The following is a 16,785-nucleotide window of genomic DNA, read 5'->3' on the forward strand; positions in this document are numbered from 1 at the left end:
CTCAGTTGCCGCTGCGCCACCTGGACCAGGGCGGCGTAGGCGAGCGTCACGCAGACGCCGAGGAAACTCGCGGCGAGGATCGGGACGGTGATCTCGCGCAGGTTGGCCGGGGTGGATATCGGCGGCGTCGGCACGCTTGCGGCGACGAACGCGGCCACCGCGCCAGGCAGGGCGAACGCGGCGCCGCCGGCGGCCCAGGCGCAGACCGTGTCCGTCGCGGCGGCGGCGAGGCGGACCCGGGGCGCGAGCGAGACCAACGCCCCGGCCAGGAAGAGCAGGGTCAGCGCGGCGGCGGTGAGCGCGGGCCGGGCCAGCGCGGCCCCGGCCCCGGCCAGCCCCAGCACGGCCGCGGTCACCGCGTGCGCCACGGCGGCGCGTTCCGTGCCGGTGCTGAGCCCGAGCACCCCGATCGCGACGGCGGTCAGCAGCATCGGCCAGCAGGCCGCCGCCCAGCCCAGCCCGAGGGAGGCCGGCACGGCGAGCGCGGTGAGCGCCGCGCCGACCACCGCGAACTCGCGTCGGATCTCGGGGGGCAGCGCGACCACGGCGGCGACAGTGAGCAGCAGGGCGCTGGCGGCGAGCTGCCAGCCGGTCGACCCGACCGCCCGGGCCAGCTCGGCGTGCCACCCGCTCAGGTCCGCCGACCAGGCCGGCAGCGCCGCCCGGACCGGCGCCAGCCCGGCGCGCAGCGCGCCGCCGGCGACCACCAGGCCGCTCACCGTCAACGCCACCGCGGAGGCGAGCTGCGGGCCCCGGCGGGTCACCTCCGGCATGCCCCGCACGGCGACGCCGGTGAGCGCGATGACGGCGGCGATCAACAGCAGGGACCGGCCGGGCAGGGCCACCGAGGCCACCCGGCCGAGCGCGCCGATGACCGCGAGGGTGACGATGCCGGCGCCCAGGTCCGGCAGGGGCGGCCGGCGCAGCACGAGCGTGCCGGCCAGCGCGGTCAGCGCGGCCAGCAGCAGCACCGTGCCCGCGCCGGCGGCGGCTGCGACGGTGGAGGCGCGCAGCAGGGCGGTGACCGCGTACGCCAGGGCGAGCGCGACCGCCACGCCGTGCAGCAGCCAGGTCGCCTCGCGCAACCACGGCACCGGACGGGCCGGCGCGGCGCTGGCGCCGGCGGGCGGGTCGCCGCCGAGCACCTCGGCGGACTCCTCCGGCGCCGACTCGGGCCGGTCGTCGTCGGCGCCCTGACGACGCGGGACCGTGGCCCTCGGCGTGGTGGGGGGCAGGTCCGACCGGACCGGCCGTTCCAGCATCACCGCGGACCGCGCCAGCGCCAGGTCCAGCACGGCCACCACGGTGAGCACCAGGGCCCAACCGGCGGGGCCGGTGATCCGCTCGTACGCCAGCAGCGGCAGCACCGGTTGGGCGGCGAGCACGGTGGCGAAGCGGGGCGCGCGCAGCCCGGTGCCGTACGCGTACCCGACCGCGACCACGGTGGTGACCAGGAAGATCGCTCCGGCGAACGCGGCGCCGGACGTACCGCCCCCGATCCGGTCGACGGTCCAGGCCGCGTACCCGGCGAGCGGCACCAGCAGCAGCCCGACGGCGGCGATGGTCTCGGCGGTCGAGGTCAGCCCGCGGCGGGCCAGCACCGGCGGGGCGAGCAGCATCAGCACGGTCGCGACGAGCAGCACGGCGAGCCGGGCCAGCGCGTCCATCGAGCTGGTGGCGACCGCCGCGAAGACGACCGCCGCGACGCCGAGCAGCAGCCCGGCGAGCCCGAGCGGGATGTTCTGCACCTCGCGGGAGGACGCCTCGGGCGGGTGCTCCGGGTCGTCCGCGTCGAGCCACTGCGGGCGACCGCGGGGCGGCGACGGGGGAAGGTCCTCCGGAGTGGGCGGCGTGCCCTGCCGGGGCACCCGGGGCGGCGCGCCGGTCGCGGCGGTGGGCGGCCGGCGCCCGGGACGCTTGCGCAGCACCTTACGCGGCCGGGTGGCCTGTTTGATCCGCTCCTCGCCGGCGTGCGCCAGGATGTCGCGCTGGAAGAGCGCGGCCTGCATCTTGGCGGCGATCTGGCGCTGCTCACGGGCGATCTCGGCGTCACGTGCCTTCATCTCGGCGATCGAGCGCTCGATGTCGGCCAGGTGTTCGGCCCACTGGGGCTGCTCCGCGCCGCAGTGCGGGCAGACGGCGGCGGGCTTGATCTCCCGCCCGCACGACGCGCACCTGAAGCTCTCCACGGCAGTCTCCCGTCCGCCCACGCCCCGCACTGTGGACCTCTCAGTGGCAGCATGCCCTGACCGGGCCGGGATTTCGACAGTTGCGGGCGCGTTCCGGACAACAAAAAGAGCCGGCCGGCCGGGTACCTGGTCCCCGGCCGGCCGGCCCGACGTCGATCGGTCAGGGGCGGCCCAGGCCGCGGTACTCCCAGCCGGCCTGCGTCCACAGTGTGGAGTCGAGGCAGTTGCGCCCGTCGACGACCTTGCGACCGTTGGCCAGCTCACCCAGCGCCACCGGGTCGGCGTTGCGGAACTCGGCCCACTCGGTCAGCACGCAGACCAGGTCGGCGCCCTGGACGGCGTCGGTCATGGTCTCCTCGTAGGCCAGGTGGGGCACCGCGCGGCGCGCGTTCTCGATCCCCTGCGGATCGAAGACGTGCACGTCGGCGCCGGCCTTGCCGAGCAGCGCGGCCACCGCGAGGGCGGGCGCGTCGCGTACGTCGTCGGTGTTGGGCTTGAAGGTGGCGCCCAGCACCGCGATCCGGGTGCCGGAGAGGTCCGGGCCGGCAGGCCCGGAGCGGCGGCCGAGCAGTTCGGCGGCGAGCTGCACCACCCGGGTACGCCGGCGCAGGTTGATCAGGTCGACCTCGTGCAGGAAACGCAGCGCCTCACCGGCGCCCAGCTCCTGGGCGCGGGCCTGGAAGGCGCGGATGTCCTTGGGCAGGCACGCGCCGCCGAAGCCGAGCCCGGCCTGGAGGAAGCGGTTGCCGATCCGCGGGTCGTACCCGATGGAACGGGCGAGTTGGGTGACGTCGCCGCCGGCGGCCTCGCAGACCTCGGCCATCGCGTTGATGAAGGAGATCTTGGTGGCCAGGAACGCGTTCGCGGCGACCTTGACCAGCTCGGCGGTGGCGAAGTCGGTGACCACGAGCGGCACCTCGCGGTCCTCGGTCGCGGCCAGGTCGAAGACGCCCTTGTGGGCGGCGAAGAGCATGCCGTTGGCCCACTCGCTCTTGACCCCGACCACGATCCGGTTGGGCCGCAGCACGTCGTCGACGGCGAAGCCCTCCTGGAGGAACTCCGGGCTCCAGGCCACCTCGACCCCGAGGTCGTCCGGGCTGTGCTTGCCGACCAGCTGCTCCACCCACTCGGCGGTGCCCACCGGAACGGTGGACTTGCCGACGATCAGCGCCTTGCGGGTCAGGTGCTGGGCCAGGCTGGTCACCGACGCCTCGACGTACGACAGGTCGGCGCCCATGCCGTCGGCCCGCTGCGGGGTGCCGACGCAGATGAAGTGCACGTCGCCGAAGTCGGCGGTCTCCTGCATGTCGGTGCTGAACCGCAGCCGGCCGGCGGCCAGGTTGCGCCGCAGCAGCTCGTCCAGGCCGGGCTCGTGGATCGGCACCTCACCGGCGTTCAGCTTGGCGATCTTGTCGGCGTCGACGTCGAAGCCGAGCACCTCGTAGCCCAGCTCGGCGTAGCAGATGGCGTACGTCGCACCGAGGTAACCGGTGCCGAGGAAGGTCACCCGGGGTCGGGCCGCGCCGGAGGGCGGGGTCACCGCGGCGATGGCGGGCATCGGCTGGGAGTTCGGGTACGGGATCGTCACGCCTGTCTTCTCCGCTCGCACTGGCGGCGCATCCTCGCGTCGCATTCTGCTGGGGCGCCTGGGCCGGGCACCGAGGGGAACTGATTCTGGTGTGAGGGTAGTGGGTCGGGTGGGCGACGCTCGGGCGCGATCCTACCCGCCGGTAGCTCCGGTCGAAGCCCGGTCGCTATCCTTCAGTCTGCGGCAGTCGGCGGCCCCCGGGCAGCACAGACTGCGCATGATAGCCGTGAAAGGGGGCCGATGTGGCCGCAGAGCAGTCGTTCGACGTCTACCGGTTGCCGGAGGAGCACGAGGCGATCCGGGATGCGGTCCGTGAGGTCTGTGCGGCCAAGGTGGCCCCGCACGCCGCGGAGGCGGACGAGACAAGCGAGTTTCCCAAGGCGTCCTACGACGCCCTGCGCGCGGCCGACTTCCACGCACCGCACGTCCCGGTCGAGTACGGCGGCGCCGGCGCGGACGCGCTTGCCACGGCCATCGTGATCGAGGAGGTGGCCCGCGCCTGCGCCTCGTCGTCGCTGATCCCGGCGGTGAACAAGCTGGGCACCATGCCGCTGCTGCTGGCCGGCTCCGAGGAGCTGAAGCGCAGATACCTGACCCCGGTGGCGGCCGGCGACGCGATGTTCTCCTACTGCCTCTCCGAGCCGGAGGCGGGCAGCGACGCGGCCTCGATGACCACCAGGGCGGTACGCGACGGCGACCACTGGGTGCTCAACGGCGTGAAACGGTGGATCACCAACGCGGGCGTCTCGGAGTACTACACCGTCTTCGCTGTGACCGACCCCACAGCCCGCTCGAAGGGCATCTCCGCCTTCGTGGTGGAGAAGTCCGACCCGGGCGTGAGCTTCGGCGCGCCGGAGAAGAAGCTCGGCATCAAGGGCTCCCCGACCCGCGAGGTCTACCTCGACAACGTCCGCATCCCGGCCGACCGCATCATCGGCGCCGAGGGCAGCGGCTTCGCCACCGCCATGCGGACGCTCGACCACACCCGGGTCACCATCGCCGCCCAGGCGATCGGCATCGCCCAGGGCGCGCTCGACTACGCCAAGGGGTACGTCCAGGAGCGCAAGCAGTTCGGCAAGGCGATCGCCGATTTCCAGGGCATCCAGTTCATGCTCGCCGACATGGGCATGAAGCTGGAGGCGGCGCGGCAGCTCACGTACGCCGCCGCCGGCAAGTCCGAGCGGGGCGACGCGGACCTGACCTACTTCGGCGCGGCGGCCAAGTGCTTCGCCTCGGACGCCGCCATGGAGATCACCACCGACGCGGTCCAACTGCTCGGCGGCTACGGCTACACCCGTGACTACCCGCTCGAGCGGATGATGCGGGACGCCAAGATCACCCAGATCTACGAGGGTACGAACCAGGTGCAGCGGATCGTGATGGCCCGGCAGTTGCTGAAGGGCTGACCGGGCTGTTTTGGGCGGGCGGGCCGGGATTCCCCCGCCCGCCCGGTCGGTTTGTTATGGCGGGCGGGCTGGGATCCCCCCGCCCGCCCGCGCCGGTCAACGAGGGTCGGTGGGGCCGTCCGCTCGGGCGCCGCCGCGCGGGGGAGCGGACCACGGCGACTCGCCGCCGGTCCGGCGAGGCAGGGGTTCGGTGGGGGTGTCCGGATAGGCGAGCGTGAGCGGGGCCGTGTCCGGATCCCTCGGCGGCGCCGGCGGCGGGGACCAGTCGCTTGACGCGGGCGTCGGCTCGACCGGCGCAACGGCCGGGGTCAGCTCCGCCCCGTCCGGCTGCGCTACGGGTCGACTCCGCCACCGCTGGCCGCTGAACACGGCCATCAGCAACAGCATGCCGATCAGGAACAGCGTGCCGTTGTCGAGTGGCTGGCGCAGCGGCAACGGATCACCGAGCAGCTTCAGGTCGCCGGGCACCCGGTCCCGCACGGTGAAGGGCGCGACGAACAGCCAGAGGTAGGGGACCGCGAGCAGCAGCCCCGCCACGAGCGGGCCGAGCGGCGAGAAGCGCAGCGTGCCGAGCAGGCCGAGCAGGATGCCGGCCACGCCGAGATAGACGGCCGGCTCGATCAGGTTAGGGGTGCTGTACGTACCGATCTCCACCCAGCGGTTGACGGTCCGCCCAGATCCGTCCTGACCGAGGGTGACGAGCACCCAGGTGACCGGCGCCACCACCAACCCGGCGAGGAAGCTCCAGAGATGTCGCATCCGCGCACCGTACCGTTTCCGGCATGACAGATCATCCCGCGGTCCCGTCGGGTAAGCCGACCTCGTACTCCCGCGTCACGCTGAGTCGCATCATGACTGCTGTCGATGTCAATCTGTACGGGACCGTGCACGGTGGGGTGCTGATGAAGTTCGTCGACGACGTGGCCGGCGCGTCGGCCGCCCGGCACAGCGGCGGCACCGCGGTCACCGCGTCCATCGACGAGATCGTCTTCTCCGAGCCGGTCCGGGTGGGCGAATTGGTGCACGCACACGCCCAGGTCAACTGGACCGGCAACACGTCGATGGAGGTCGGGGTGCGGGTGGTCGCCGAGCGCTGGGACTCGGCCGAGGACGAGCCGGTGCGGGTCGCCACCGCGTACCTCGTCTTCGTGGGTGTGGACGTCGGTGGCGCGCCCCGCGCGGTGCGCCCGGTGCTGCCGGAGTCACCGGACGACGAGCGCCGCTTCCGGGAGGCGGAGATCCGGCGCGCCCACCGGCTGGCCCGCCGCCGCGCCATCCAGGCCCACCGCGCCGCCTGAGGTGTAAGGCGGGGCCCCCGCCTTACACCCACATGGGGAGGGGGTGGGGGGTGTGGGGTGGGCACGCCCCGCAGGCGGGGGCCGGTGCGGAGAATGGCGGCACCGGGTAGGGCAAGATGGCGCCACGGCCCATGCACAGTGTCGTGCCGGGCCTCAGGGGAGGTTGGAACAGTGGGTGACGTGCTGTGGACGCCGACGGCGGACGTGCGCGAACGGTCCCGGATCGGTGACTATCTGCGCTGGCTGGCCGCGCACCGGGGGCTGGAGTTCGCCGACTACGACGCGCTGTGGCAGTGGTCGGTCACCGACCTGGACGGGTTCTGGTCCTCGATCTGGGACTACTTCCAGGTGCTCGCACACACGCCCCCGACCGCAACGCTGGCCGGGAGGTCCATGCCCGGCGCCCGCTGGTTCCCCGGCGCGACGCTCAACTACGCCGAGAACGTGCTGCGCATGCCGGGTCTCGGCGACGACGACCCGGCGGTGATCGCGCACGGGCAGACCCGCGCGCCGGAGACGCTCACCGCGGCGCAGCTGCGCGAGCGGGTCCGCCGGGTGGCCGCCGGCCTGCGCCGGCTCGGCGTCGGCCCGGGCGACCGGGTCGCCGCGTACGCGCCGAACATCCCGGAGACGTACGTCCTGCTGCTCGCCACCGCCAGCCTGGGCGCGATCTTCTCCTCCTGCGCGCCGGAGTTCGGCACCCGCAGCGTCACCGACCGCTGGCAGCAGATCGAGCCGACGGTGCTGGTCGCGGTCGACGGCTACCGCTACGGTGACAAGCCGGTCGACAGGCGCGCCGAGGTGGCCGCCATCCGGGCCGCGCTGCCGTCGCTGCGGCACACCGTCGGCATCGCGTACCTCGATCCGGACGGCCCGGCCCCCGACGGCGCGCTCGCCTGGGCGGACCTGGCGGCGGAGACCGACGAGCCGTTGGCCTTCACGCCGGTGCCGTTCGACCACCCGCTGTACGTGCTCTACTCCTCCGGCACCACCGGCCTACCGAAGCCGATCGTGCACGGCCACGGCGGCATCCTGCTCGAACACCTGAAGATGCTGGCGTTGCACCACGACCTGGGGCCGGCGGACCGGTTCTTCTGGTTCACCACCACCGGCTGGATGATGTGGAACTTCCTGGTCTCCGGGCCGGCGGTGGGCGCGGCGATCGTGCTGTTCGACGGCAACCCGGGCCACCCGGACCTGGGCGCGTTGTGGCGGCTGGCGGCGGAGACCGGCACCACCTATTTCGGCACGTCGGCCCCGTTCCTGCTGGCGTGCCGCAAGGCCGGGCTGGTGCCGCGGGAGTTCGCCGACCTGTCCGCGCTGCGCGGTCTCGGCTCGACCGGCGCGCCGCTGCCCGCCGAGGGCTTCACCTGGGTGTACGGGAACGTCGGCGACCGTCTCCAACTCCAGTCGCTCTCCGGCGGCACGGATGTCTGCACCGGGTTCGTCGGTGGGGTGCCGCTGCTGCCGGTGCACGCCGGTGAGATCGCCTGCCGGGCGCTGGGCGCGAAGGTGGAGGCCCGCGCCGCCGACGGTTCGGCGGTCATCGGCCAGCTCGGCGAGCTGGTGATCACCGAGCCGATGCCGAGCATGCCGGTGGGGTTCTGGAACGACCCGGACGGCGCCCGCTACCGGGAGGCGTACTTCGAGGTCTATCCCGGGGTGTGGCGGCACGGCGACTGGATCACGGTGAACGAGCGCGGCGGCTGCGTCATCACCGGCCGGTCCGACGCCACGCTGAACCGGGGTGGGGTGCGGCTCGGCACCGCCGAGTTCTACTCCGTGGTGGAGGGCCTCGACGAGGTGGTCGACTCGGTGGTGGTGCACCTGGAGGACGACGAGGGCGGCGCGGGGGAGCTGCTGCTGTTCGTGGTGCTCGCCGACGGCCTGGAGCTGGACGACGAGATGCGGAAGAAGATCTGCCGCGAGCTGCGTACCGCCCTGTCGCCCCGGCACGTGCCGGACGAGATCCACCAGGTCCGCGCCGTGCCGCGCACGCTGAGCGCGAAGAAGCTGGAGGTGCCGGTCAAGAAGATCCTCACCGGCACCCCGGTCGACCGCGCCGCCGCGAAGGGCGCCCTGGCCAACCCGGAGTCCCTCACGGCCTTCGCCACGTTCGCCGAGCGCCGCGCCGCCCCCTGACCTAGGCCAGGGTGTGGGTGGCCTTCTCGGTCGCGGCGCGGGCGTCCAGTCGGGCGCGGTCGAGGTGGGCGCAGGGGACGACGCTGGCGGCGGCGGTCAGTGGGGTCAACAGCCAGTCGACCGGGTCGGGGTGCCGGGTCACGTCGACCAGGAGGCGGTCGCCGGCGGTGAGACCCAGCTCCGCGGCGCGGGCCTCCGCGCGGGCCAGCAGCGCCGCGTCCGCCGCACCACCCGAGGGGTACGGGGTGAAGTGGTCGCCGTGCCCGCGTACCGCCGCGACGAAGTCGGTGCAGCCGGCCGGCACCTGCCGCATCGGCAGCGCGAACGGGTCGAGCGCCAGGGCGTACCGCTCGCCGGCCGGCCACCGGCTCGCCTCGTCGACCCGGTCGACGGCGGTGAACAGCACCTCCACCGGGCCCGGGGTGTCGATCATGGTCAGTTTCGCCGACCAGCAGCCGAGCAGCACCGCGGCGGTCTGCCAGTGCGGCGGCAGCAGCACCCCGGCCGGGTCGCCGGGCGCACAGCCGGCCTCGTCGACGAGCAGATTGGCGGTCTTGGCGACCCAGTTCGCAAGCGTCGCGCCGGAAAGTTCGGTGCGTTCGCCGGTGGCGTCGTCGTACCAGGTCAGCAGCGGTCGGGTGGGGTCGGTCGCGATCGCGTCGGCGAACACCCGGGCAATGTTGTCGGCCATCGGCGCGAACGATACGCGCCCCGGGTACGTACTCGATGACAACGACAAGTCGGCGTACCGTCGGGTCGCAGTCAGCGTGGGACACCCCGTCCGGCGTAGGCTTGCCGACAGTGTTGTTCCCCACAAACGCGCCACCTGAGGAGTCGCCCCGTGACCGCCGGTCGCCCGCCCCGCGTTCTCATCGACGCCACGAGTGTCCCCGCCGATCGCGGCGGCGTCGGTAGATACGTCGACGGCCTGCTCGGCGCGCTCGGCCGGGTCTGCGGCGACGGCGTCGACCTGGCCGTGGTGAGCCTCCGCACCGACCTGGAGCGCTACACCCGGATGCTGCCCGGCGCCGAGATCATCCCCGCGCCGGCGGCGGTGGCGCACCGACCGGCCCGGCTCGCCTGGGAGCAGACCGGCCTGCCGCTGCTGGCCCAGCAGGTCAACGCGGAGGTGCTGCACTCGCCGTTCTACACCTGCCCACTGCGGGCCGGGTGTCCGGTGACGGTCACCGTGCACGACGCGACGTTCTTCACCGAGCCGGAGCACTACGACAAGTCGCGCCGGACGTTCTTCCGCAGCGCGATCAAGACCTCGCTGCGTCGCGCGGCCCGGGTGATCGTGCCGAGCAAGGCCACCCGGGACGAGCTGATCCGGCTGCTGGACGCCGACCCGACCCGGATCGACGTGGCCTATCACGGCGTCGACCAGGCAGCCTTCCACGCGCCGGGCGACGAGGAGAAGGCCCGCGTCCGGGCCCGGCTGGGGCTCGGCGACAACAGCTACGTCGCGTTCCTCGGGGCCAAGGAGCCGCGCAAGAACGTGCCCAACCTGATCCGCGGCTGGGCCCGGGCGGTGGCCGACCGGCCGAACCCGCCGGTGCTCGTGGTGGCCGGCGGCCAGGGGCACGACGACGACATCGATCGCGCGGTGGCCGAGGTCCCGTCGCACCTGCGGCTGCTCCGCCCGGGCTACCTGCGCTACGCCGACCTGCCCGGCTTCCTCGGCGGTGCGCTCGTCGCCGCCTACCCGTCGTACGGCGAGGGCTTCGGGCTGCCGATCCTGGAGGCGATGGCGTGCGCCGCGCCGGTGCTCACCACGCCCCGGCTCTCCCTGCCCGAGGTGGGTGGCGACGCGGTGGCGTACACAAGCGAGGACCCGGACCAGATCGCCACCGACCTGGGCGCCCTGCTCGACGACGAGCAGCGACGGCTCTCCCTGGCGAAGGCCGGGTTCGACCGGGCCAAGGAGTTCACCTGGGAGTCCAGCGCGGAAGTGCACATCGCCGCCTGGCGGCGGGCGCGTTCCTGAGCGTCCGCTGCGGATCCCCGGCGACGGCCGTGGCGGCTCGCCCGCTTCGGGCATGATGTGCTGATGTTCTACGCCGTCATCCCGGCGGGCGGCAGCGGCACAAGGTTGTGGCCGCTGTCCCGCGCGGGCCATCCCAAGTTTCTCCACCCGCTGACCGGCACCACCGCCTCGCTGTTGCAGGCCACGGTCGACCGGTTGGCGCCGTTGACCACACCGGAGCGCACGCTCGTGGTCACCGGGGCCGCGCACGCCGCGGCGGTGGCCCGGCAACTGGCTGGCCTGCCGGAGGAGAACGTCCTGGTGGAGCCGTCGCCGCGGGATTCCTGCGCGGCCATCGCGCTGGCAGCCGCGGTGATCGCCCAGCGTGCCCCGGCCGGGGTGATGGGCTCGTTCGCCGCCGACCACCTGATCGGTGACCCGACCCGTTGGGCCGAGGTGGTGCGGCAGGCGATCCGCGGCGCCGAGCAGGGGCTGCTGATGACGGTGGGCATCACCCCGACCCGGCCGGAGACCGGCTACGGCTACCTGGAGACCGGCGACCCGGTGGACGGCGGGCCGCTGCGTCCGGTACGCGAGTTCAAGGAGAAGCCCGCCGCCGAGGTGGCGGAGGTCTACGTCCGCTCCGGCCGGCATCTCTGGAACGCCGGCATGTTCGTGTGGCGGGTGGACGTCTTCCTGGCCGAGCTGGCCCGTCAGCAACCGGCACTGCACGCCGGGATCACCGCCATCGCGGCGGCCTGGGGCACCCCGGAACAGGACGACGTGCTCGGCACGGTGTGGCCGACGCTGCCGAAGATCTCGGTCGACTACGCGGTGATGGAGGGCGCGGCGACCGCCGGCCGGGTGGCCACCGTGCCGGGCGACTTCGGCTGGAACGACGTCGGCGACTTCCACACCCTCGGTGAGGTGCTGCCGACCGACGACGACGGCAACGTGGTGCTCGGCGGCGACGCGAAGCCGGGCGTGCTGCTGCACGACACCTCCGGGACGGTGGTGGTGCCGCACTCCGGCCGCCTCGTCGCCACGGTCGGCGTGCACGACCTGATCGTGGTGGACACTCCGGATGCCGTGTTCGTCTGTCCCCGGGACCGGGCGCAGGACGTGAAGAAGATCGTCGATCAGCTCAAGGAGCGCGGCGAGGAGGGCCTGATCTGAGGGCCGGTTTCGGCCCGTCGGCCGCCGGTGTGCGACTCAGCCGGCGGCCCGGCGGGCCAGGGCGGACAACGCCGGTGCCACCAGCTGGGCGGTCGCGTCGGCGAGCGGCTCGGGCAGCTCGTCCGGCGGGAACCAACCAAGCGCCTCGGACTCGTCACTGACCCGCTCCGTCGCTCCCGCCGGGGCGAAGACCGCGTACCGGACGTCGTAGTGCAGCGAGCCGCCCTGGCAGGCGACCGGATGGATGTCGACGTCGATCGGGTCGGGATCGAGCGTCAGGCCGGCGATCCCGGACTCCTCGGTGGCCTCGCGCAAGGCGGCTGCCGCAAGCGTCCGGTCGCCGGGCTCGCAGTGCCCGCCGAGCTGCACCCATCGCCGGAACTTGCCGTGCAGGCAGAGCAGCACCCGGTCGCCTGTGGAATCGAGGACCAGCGCGCTCGCGGTGACGTGCCCCGGCCGGTGCGCGCGGCCCATCGCCATCGGCCCGGCGGCCAGCAGCGTCAGGGTCCGGTCCCGGTGCGCGGCGGCGGCCGGGCTGGTCGCCGTCCAGCGGCTCAGCGCCGCGACGGCGTCGGCGTGCAGGTCGGCGTACGCGGTGAGATCAGACACCCCGACACTGTACGAGCGTCGTCTCCGTACCCTGACCCGGTGACCCTGCGACTCGTCGAGTTCCTGGTGGCTGGCAACGAGGCAAGTGACCTGCTGCCGGTCCGTTCGCCGGCGTTGCTGCGGGCCTACGGCGCGCGGCGTGGGTTCTGGACCGTGCTGGACGAGGGGCCGGTGGAGCAGTGCCTGGCGCTGCTGCTGGAGCGCGACGACGGCGAGTGGCTGGAGTACCACGTGCCGGCCGACGCGGGCCGGGAGAACGGCCGCACCGAGGACGGCGAGGCGCTCGCCCACCACGACGGCTGGGTGTACGTCTTCGGCTCGCACTTCGGGTCGAAGGCCGGGCCGCTGCGGCCCCGTCGCGCCTTCGTGGCCCGGTTCCGGGAGGACGACGCGGTGGCCGGGTCGCTCGCCGTGCATGTGGTCCGCAACCGCTTCCGGCTGCACCGGGCGATCAACGACGCGCTCGTCGCCGCCCCGCTGACCCCGCTGCCGCCCGGCGACCGGGTCCGGCAACGGTTCGTGGTGGAGACCGTGGCCCGGGGCGTCGCGCGGGCCAAGGGTTGGGTGAGCCGGCTGGCGGAGGACGACCTGCCCCTCAACGTCGAGGCGGCGGCGTTCACCCCGGCCGGGACGGTGCTGCTCGGGCTGCGTTTCCCGGTGACCGCCGCGGGCGAGCCGATCTACGTCGAGCTGGCCGGGGTGGCGGGGATGTTCGACGACGCCGACGTGGCGAGCTGGCCGCGGGCGCTCGGGGCGTACGCGCTGACCGGGGTGACGCCGGCCGGCGCGTTGGCCGGGTTCCGCGCGATCACGCCGACCGACGACGGCGGCTACGCGGCCGTGATCGGTTCGATCGACGCGCTGGGCAAGGGTTCGGTGCTGCTCGACGACCACCCGCACGGCGGTGAGGTGACGTCCCGGCACGTGCGGTTCCGGCACAGCTGGGGCGCGGACGCCCGGGTGGGCGCCGAGCTGGTGGCGGAGTTGGCGCCGTTCCATCACGTGGAAGGGCTGGCCGAGGTGGCGGGACGCTGCTATTACGTGACCGACGATGACCACCGGGTGGCGCTCTGGATCGGATGAGCGACGGCCGGACGGCACCCCTGCGGAGCGATCCGCAGACCCTCGTGGTGCCGTCCGGCCACGCCCGTCGACCGGCGACCGGGTCGGCATCGCGCCCCGGCGTCGGCGGGCAAGGGAGAGTTTGCCGAACCGGTACGCCCAACGTCGAGGTCTTTCACGTCTCGCTTAAAAATGGAGATTAGTGCCGGCGGGTAAAGTGCGAGGGGTGGCGGGCACCTCCGCCGTCCACCCGGGAGCGATCCATGTTGAAGATCATTTTCTCGCGCGAGGACATCCTGCGGACCCGGGTCGCCCCGGCCGCGGACCCGCTGTGGGAACTGGTTCTCAGCCTGCACCTGCTCCAGGGGCGCAGCCGTGACCCGCTGTCCACGACGTGGCGACGCGGCGTGGCGCGCGGTCTGCGGACCGACACCGGGGCCGAACGCTACCGGCTGCTCCTCGCGCTCAACCCGCCCCGTGGCTACTTTCCCGACTTCCTCACCCCGTCCGCCAGCCGGGACGGTTTCGAGGCCGGGCTGGAAGCGGTCCGCGGCACCCCGCTCGGCATGCTGCGCCGCGACCTGACCGTCCTGGCCGGAGAGACCTCGCTGCCGTCCTCGGCGACCGCGCTCGCCCGGGGTGAGCCCGAGGCGTTGCAGGACCTCACCGACACCATGGCGCGCTACCAGGCGCTCGCGGTCACCCCGTACTGGGCGCGGGTCCAGGCCGCCGTCGAGGCGGACCGGTCACGGCGCGCGCGGGCCATGCTCGACGGTGGCGCCGAGGGGCTGTTGGCCAGCCTGCGACCCACCATGCGGTGGGCCGACGGCGTGCTCGAGGTGCTCGACTACCCGGACACCCGGGAGCTGCACCTGGACGGCCGGGGCCTGCTGCTCGTACCGTCATTCTTCTGCACCGGCAACCCGGTGGCGCTGCTCGACCCGAGCCTGCCCCCGGTGCTGGTCTACCCGGTCGACCGGCTCGGCGGCCTCACCTCCGACACCGGCGGCAGCCGGGACGACGCCGCCGCCCAGCGCGAGGCGCTCGCCGCGCTGCTGGGTCGCACCCGCGCGGCGGTGCTCCAGGTCGCCGACGAGGGCTGCACGACCGGCGAGATGGCCCGGCGGCTGCGCATCTCCGCCGCCGCGGCCAGCCAACACACCTCGGTGCTGCGCAACGCCGGGCTGCTGGTCAGCCACCGGGACCGCAACACCGTGCTGCACACGCTGACGCCGCTGGGCCGCGCCGTCCTCGACGCCTGACCGACGCCGCTCGGCGGGTCACGCGGTCCGGGCGGTTCGCGCTCGGGCGGTCAGAGCGCCAGCGTGGCGCTGGCCGTGCTTCCCGCCGGGGGCGGCAGCAGGACCGACCCGACGCCCTCGGCGGCCAGCGCGGTGCGCAGGCGTTGCAGGTCGGCGCCGAACCGGACCAGGTCCGCCCGGTCGACCGGGGTCGGCGCCGCACCGAGCACCAGGCCGGTGGCGGTGGCCGGCCAGCCGGACACGGTGGCGGTGAATCCGGCGCGTACCTCCTCGTCGGTGACGTGGGTGAAGACGGTGCCGGGGGCGACCGCGTCGGCGACCACGGCGATCGCCCGGTCCACCGCGGCCGGGTCGGCCGGGGCCGGACCGGTCACGTCCGGCAGGGTGGCCGCCGCCCGCAGGCCGGCGGCCCGCGCCTCGGCCGTGCCGAGCGAGAAGAGGTCAAGCGAAGCGTCCCGCACGAGGGTCCGGGCGCCCTCGTCGTCGTCCCGGGTCGCGGTGAGGTAACCACGGACGACGGCGACCGGCACCTGATCGCACTTGCCCTTGATCAGCTCGCCGGCGCCGGCGAGTTCGTCGACCACGGCCATCTGGGTGAGATGGAGCTCGTTGCCGTACGGGTCGACCTCGCCTCGGTGGTCGCGGATCGCCGGCATCCCGGCCACCCCGAGCGCCACGTCGGTGAGCCCGTTGCGCCACGGGCGGCCCATGGTGTCGCTGACGACGACTGCGACGTCGAGGCCGTACCGCTCGCGCAGTGCCGCCCGCAACGCGCGGGCCGAGGCGTCCGGATCCACCGGGAGCAGCACCAGCCGGGTCTTGTCCACGTTCGAGGCGTCGATGCCGGCGGAGGCCATCACGAACCCGTGGTGGGTCTGCACGATCCGGGTCCCGCCCCGGGTGGCGACCACCCGGGCGGTCTCGGTGGCCAGCACGCGGTCCCGCTCGGCGAGGCGTTCCGGGCCGTCCGCCGGCACGTCCACCAGCCGGCCCTCCGCCTTGGAGACGATCTTGCTGGTGACCACCAGCACGTCGCCGTCGCGCAGCCAGGGCGCCGCACCGGCGATCAGCGCCGCCAGATCGTCGCCCTCGGTCACGTGGCCGATGCCCGGCACCGGCAGGATCTCCAGCTTCACATCAACTCCAGCGCGGCGCGCACCATCGCGGCGGTCGCCGCCTCGTCGGTCATCCGCAGCGGCGCCGAGCGGACCACCACGCCCGGCACCGCGGCGCCCTCGTCCTCCTCGGCGACCAGCCAGCCGTCGAGCAGGCCCCCGGCGGAGCGGGCGCCGTAGAGGCCACCCACGCCGGTCGCGCTGCACTCGACCCCGAGCACGGCCAGGCAACGGTCGGCCATCCCGCGTACCGGCGCGCCGCCGATGATCGGCGACACCCCGATCACCGGCGCGGGGCCGCCGACCACCGCGTCACGCAGGCCCGGCACGGCCAGTACCGGCGCGACGCTCACCACCGGGTTGCTCGGCGCGATCAGCACCACGTCCGCGGCGGCGAGCGCCTCGACCACGCCCGGCGCCGGCTTCGCCGCCTCCGCGCCCACGAACACGAACCGCTGCGTCGGTACGTCGGCGCGGTGGCGCACCCACCACTCCTGGAAGTGGATCGCCCGCTGCCCCTGCCCGTCGGAGATGACGGCGTGGGTCTCCAGGCGCTCGTCGGTCGCCGGCAGCAGGCGTACGCCCGGCTGCCAGCGGCTGGCCAGCGCCTCGGTGACCTGGGACAGCGGGTAGCCGGCGTTGAGCATCGTGGTGCGGACCAGATGGGTGGCGAGATCCTTGTCGCCGAGGCCGAACCAGCTCGGCTCCGCGCCGTACGCGGCCAGCTCGGCCTTGACCGTCCAGGTCTCACCCGCCCGGCCCCAGCCACGCTCCGGGTCGGCGCCGCCACCGAGCGTGTAGAGCACACTGTCCAGATCCGGGCAGACCTTCAACCCGTGCAGCAGGAGATCGTCGCCCACGTTGACCACGGCGGTCACCTCGGCGCCCACCTCCCGGGCGTACGCCCGGACGCCGAGCAGGAAGCGGGCGCCCCCGATGCCGCCGGTCAGTACCACGATGCGCATGCCGTCC

The 16,785-nt window shown here is 73.9% G+C and carries 13 protein-coding genes and 1 pseudogene; 7 read left to right on the top strand and 7 right to left on the bottom strand.

All coding sequences use genetic code 11. The features are described 5' to 3' along the window. Both O7613_RS00005 and O7613_RS00010 read right to left on the bottom strand, forming a co-directional pair. A pseudogene (locus tag O7613_RS00005) lies at window positions 1-2,189 on the bottom strand (permease); the annotation flags it as partial. 160 nt (window positions 2,190-2,349) lie between these two features. Further along, window positions 2,350-3,777 (bottom strand): UDP-glucose/GDP-mannose dehydrogenase family protein, encoded by a 1,428-nt coding sequence (locus O7613_RS00010; protein ID WP_281584876.1) that lies wholly within the window; start codon window positions 3,775-3,777, stop codon window positions 2,350-2,352. A gap of 242 nt (window positions 3,778-4,019) precedes the next feature. On the opposite strand from O7613_RS00010, the gene O7613_RS00015 reads away from it, so the two are divergent. Next, window positions 4,020-5,183, top strand: a complete 1,164-nt coding sequence (locus O7613_RS00015; RefSeq protein WP_282291294.1) for an acyl-CoA dehydrogenase family protein — start codon at window positions 4,020-4,022, stop codon at window positions 5,181-5,183. A 96-nt stretch (window positions 5,184-5,279) separates the two neighbouring features. On the opposite strand, the gene O7613_RS00020 is transcribed toward O7613_RS00015, so the two are convergent. Continuing rightward, window positions 5,280-5,942: a hypothetical protein gene (locus tag O7613_RS00020; protein ID WP_282291295.1), complete on the bottom strand. Its 663-nt coding sequence runs from the start codon at window positions 5,940-5,942 to the stop codon at window positions 5,280-5,282. Window positions 5,943-5,965: 23 nt separating this feature from the next. Between O7613_RS00020 and O7613_RS00025 the strand changes: the two genes are divergently transcribed. Together O7613_RS00025 and O7613_RS00030 are read left to right on the top strand one after the other, a co-directional pair. Beyond that, the gene (locus tag O7613_RS00025) at window positions 5,966-6,481 is read left to right on the top strand and encodes an acyl-CoA thioesterase (RefSeq protein ID WP_282291296.1); all 516 of its coding nucleotides are present in this window, start codon (window positions 5,966-5,968) and stop codon (window positions 6,479-6,481) included. A 171-nt stretch (window positions 6,482-6,652) separates the two neighbouring features. Continuing rightward, window positions 6,653-8,623 (top strand): acetoacetate--CoA ligase, encoded by a 1,971-nt coding sequence (locus O7613_RS00030; RefSeq protein WP_282291297.1) that lies wholly within the window; start codon window positions 6,653-6,655, stop codon window positions 8,621-8,623. Window position 8,624: 1 nt separating this feature from the next. Here O7613_RS00030 and O7613_RS00035 read toward each other — a convergent pair whose 3' ends face one another. Next, the gene (locus tag O7613_RS00035; protein ID WP_282291299.1) at window positions 8,625-9,314 is read right to left on the bottom strand and encodes a TIGR03089 family protein; all 690 of its coding nucleotides are present in this window, start codon (window positions 9,312-9,314) and stop codon (window positions 8,625-8,627) included. Window positions 9,315-9,464: 150 nt separating this feature from the next. Here O7613_RS00035 and O7613_RS00040 point away from each other — a divergent pair, with 150 nt between their 5' ends. Together O7613_RS00040 and O7613_RS00045 are read left to right on the top strand one after the other, a co-directional pair. Next, window positions 9,465-10,610 carry a glycosyltransferase family 1 protein gene (locus tag O7613_RS00040; protein ID WP_281584868.1) on the top strand — a complete coding sequence of 382 codons (1,146 nt, stop codon included), beginning with the start codon at window positions 9,465-9,467 and terminating at the stop codon, window positions 10,608-10,610. A gap of 63 nt (window positions 10,611-10,673) precedes the next feature. After that, on the top strand, window positions 10,674-11,765 hold the full coding sequence (locus O7613_RS00045) for a sugar phosphate nucleotidyltransferase (protein ID WP_281584867.1): 1,092 nt from the start codon (window positions 10,674-10,676) through the stop codon (window positions 11,763-11,765). A gap of 36 nt (window positions 11,766-11,801) precedes the next feature. On the opposite strand, the gene O7613_RS00050 is transcribed toward O7613_RS00045, so the two are convergent. Continuing rightward, window positions 11,802-12,374 carry an NUDIX hydrolase gene (locus tag O7613_RS00050; RefSeq protein ID WP_282291301.1) on the bottom strand — a complete coding sequence of 191 codons (573 nt, stop codon included), beginning with the start codon at window positions 12,372-12,374 and terminating at the stop codon, window positions 11,802-11,804. 39 nt (window positions 12,375-12,413) lie between these two features. Between O7613_RS00050 and O7613_RS00055 the strand changes: the two genes are divergently transcribed. Together O7613_RS00055 and O7613_RS00060 are read left to right on the top strand one after the other, a co-directional pair. Continuing rightward, the gene (locus O7613_RS00055) at window positions 12,414-13,457 is read left to right on the top strand and encodes a hypothetical protein (protein ID WP_282291303.1); all 1,044 of its coding nucleotides are present in this window, start codon (window positions 12,414-12,416) and stop codon (window positions 13,455-13,457) included. 242 nt (window positions 13,458-13,699) lie between these two features. Further along, window positions 13,700-14,698 (top strand): winged helix-turn-helix domain-containing protein, encoded by a 999-nt coding sequence (locus O7613_RS00060; RefSeq protein ID WP_281584864.1) that lies wholly within the window; start codon window positions 13,700-13,702, stop codon window positions 14,696-14,698. 50 nt (window positions 14,699-14,748) lie between these two features. Here the strand turns inward: O7613_RS00060 and O7613_RS00065 are convergent, their stop codons facing one another. Together O7613_RS00065 and cofD are read right to left on the bottom strand one after the other, a co-directional pair. Further along, window positions 14,749-15,834 (bottom strand): coenzyme F420-0:L-glutamate ligase, encoded by a 1,086-nt coding sequence (locus O7613_RS00065; RefSeq protein WP_281584863.1) that lies wholly within the window; start codon window positions 15,832-15,834, stop codon window positions 14,749-14,751. Continuing rightward, the gene (gene cofD, locus O7613_RS00070; protein ID WP_281584862.1) at window positions 15,831-16,778 is read right to left on the bottom strand and encodes a 2-phospho-L-lactate transferase; all 948 of its coding nucleotides are present in this window, start codon (window positions 16,776-16,778) and stop codon (window positions 15,831-15,833) included. Before cofD ends, O7613_RS00065 begins: the two co-directional genes overlap by 4 nt. Between the last annotated feature and the right edge of the window lie 7 nt (window positions 16,779-16,785).

Origin of the sequence: Micromonospora sp. WMMD975 (assembly GCF_029581215.1) — a bacterium.
Lineage (GTDB): Bacteria > Actinomycetota > Actinomycetes > Mycobacteriales > Micromonosporaceae > Micromonospora.

Excerpts from the sequence above, each read along its gene's own strand:
- O7613_RS00020 (WP_282291295.1), bottom strand. The coding sequence starts at position 5,942 with ATGCGACATCTCTGGAGCTTCCTCGCCGGGTTGGTGGTGGCGCCGGTC.
- O7613_RS00025 (WP_282291296.1), top strand. The coding sequence starts at position 5,966 with ATGACAGATCATCCCGCGGTCCCGTCGGGTAAGCCGACCTCGTACTCC.
- O7613_RS00035 (WP_282291299.1), bottom strand. The coding sequence starts at position 9,314 with ATGGCCGACAACATTGCCCGGGTGTTCGCCGACGCGATCGCGACCGAC.
- O7613_RS00045 (WP_281584867.1), top strand. The coding sequence starts at position 10,674 with ATGTTCTACGCCGTCATCCCGGCGGGCGGCAGCGGCACAAGGTTGTGG.
- O7613_RS00060 (WP_281584864.1), top strand. The coding sequence starts at position 13,700 with ATGTTGAAGATCATTTTCTCGCGCGAGGACATCCTGCGGACCCGGGTC.
- cofD (WP_281584862.1), bottom strand. The coding sequence starts at position 16,778 with ATGCGCATCGTGGTACTGACCGGCGGCATCGGGGGCGCCCGCTTCCTG.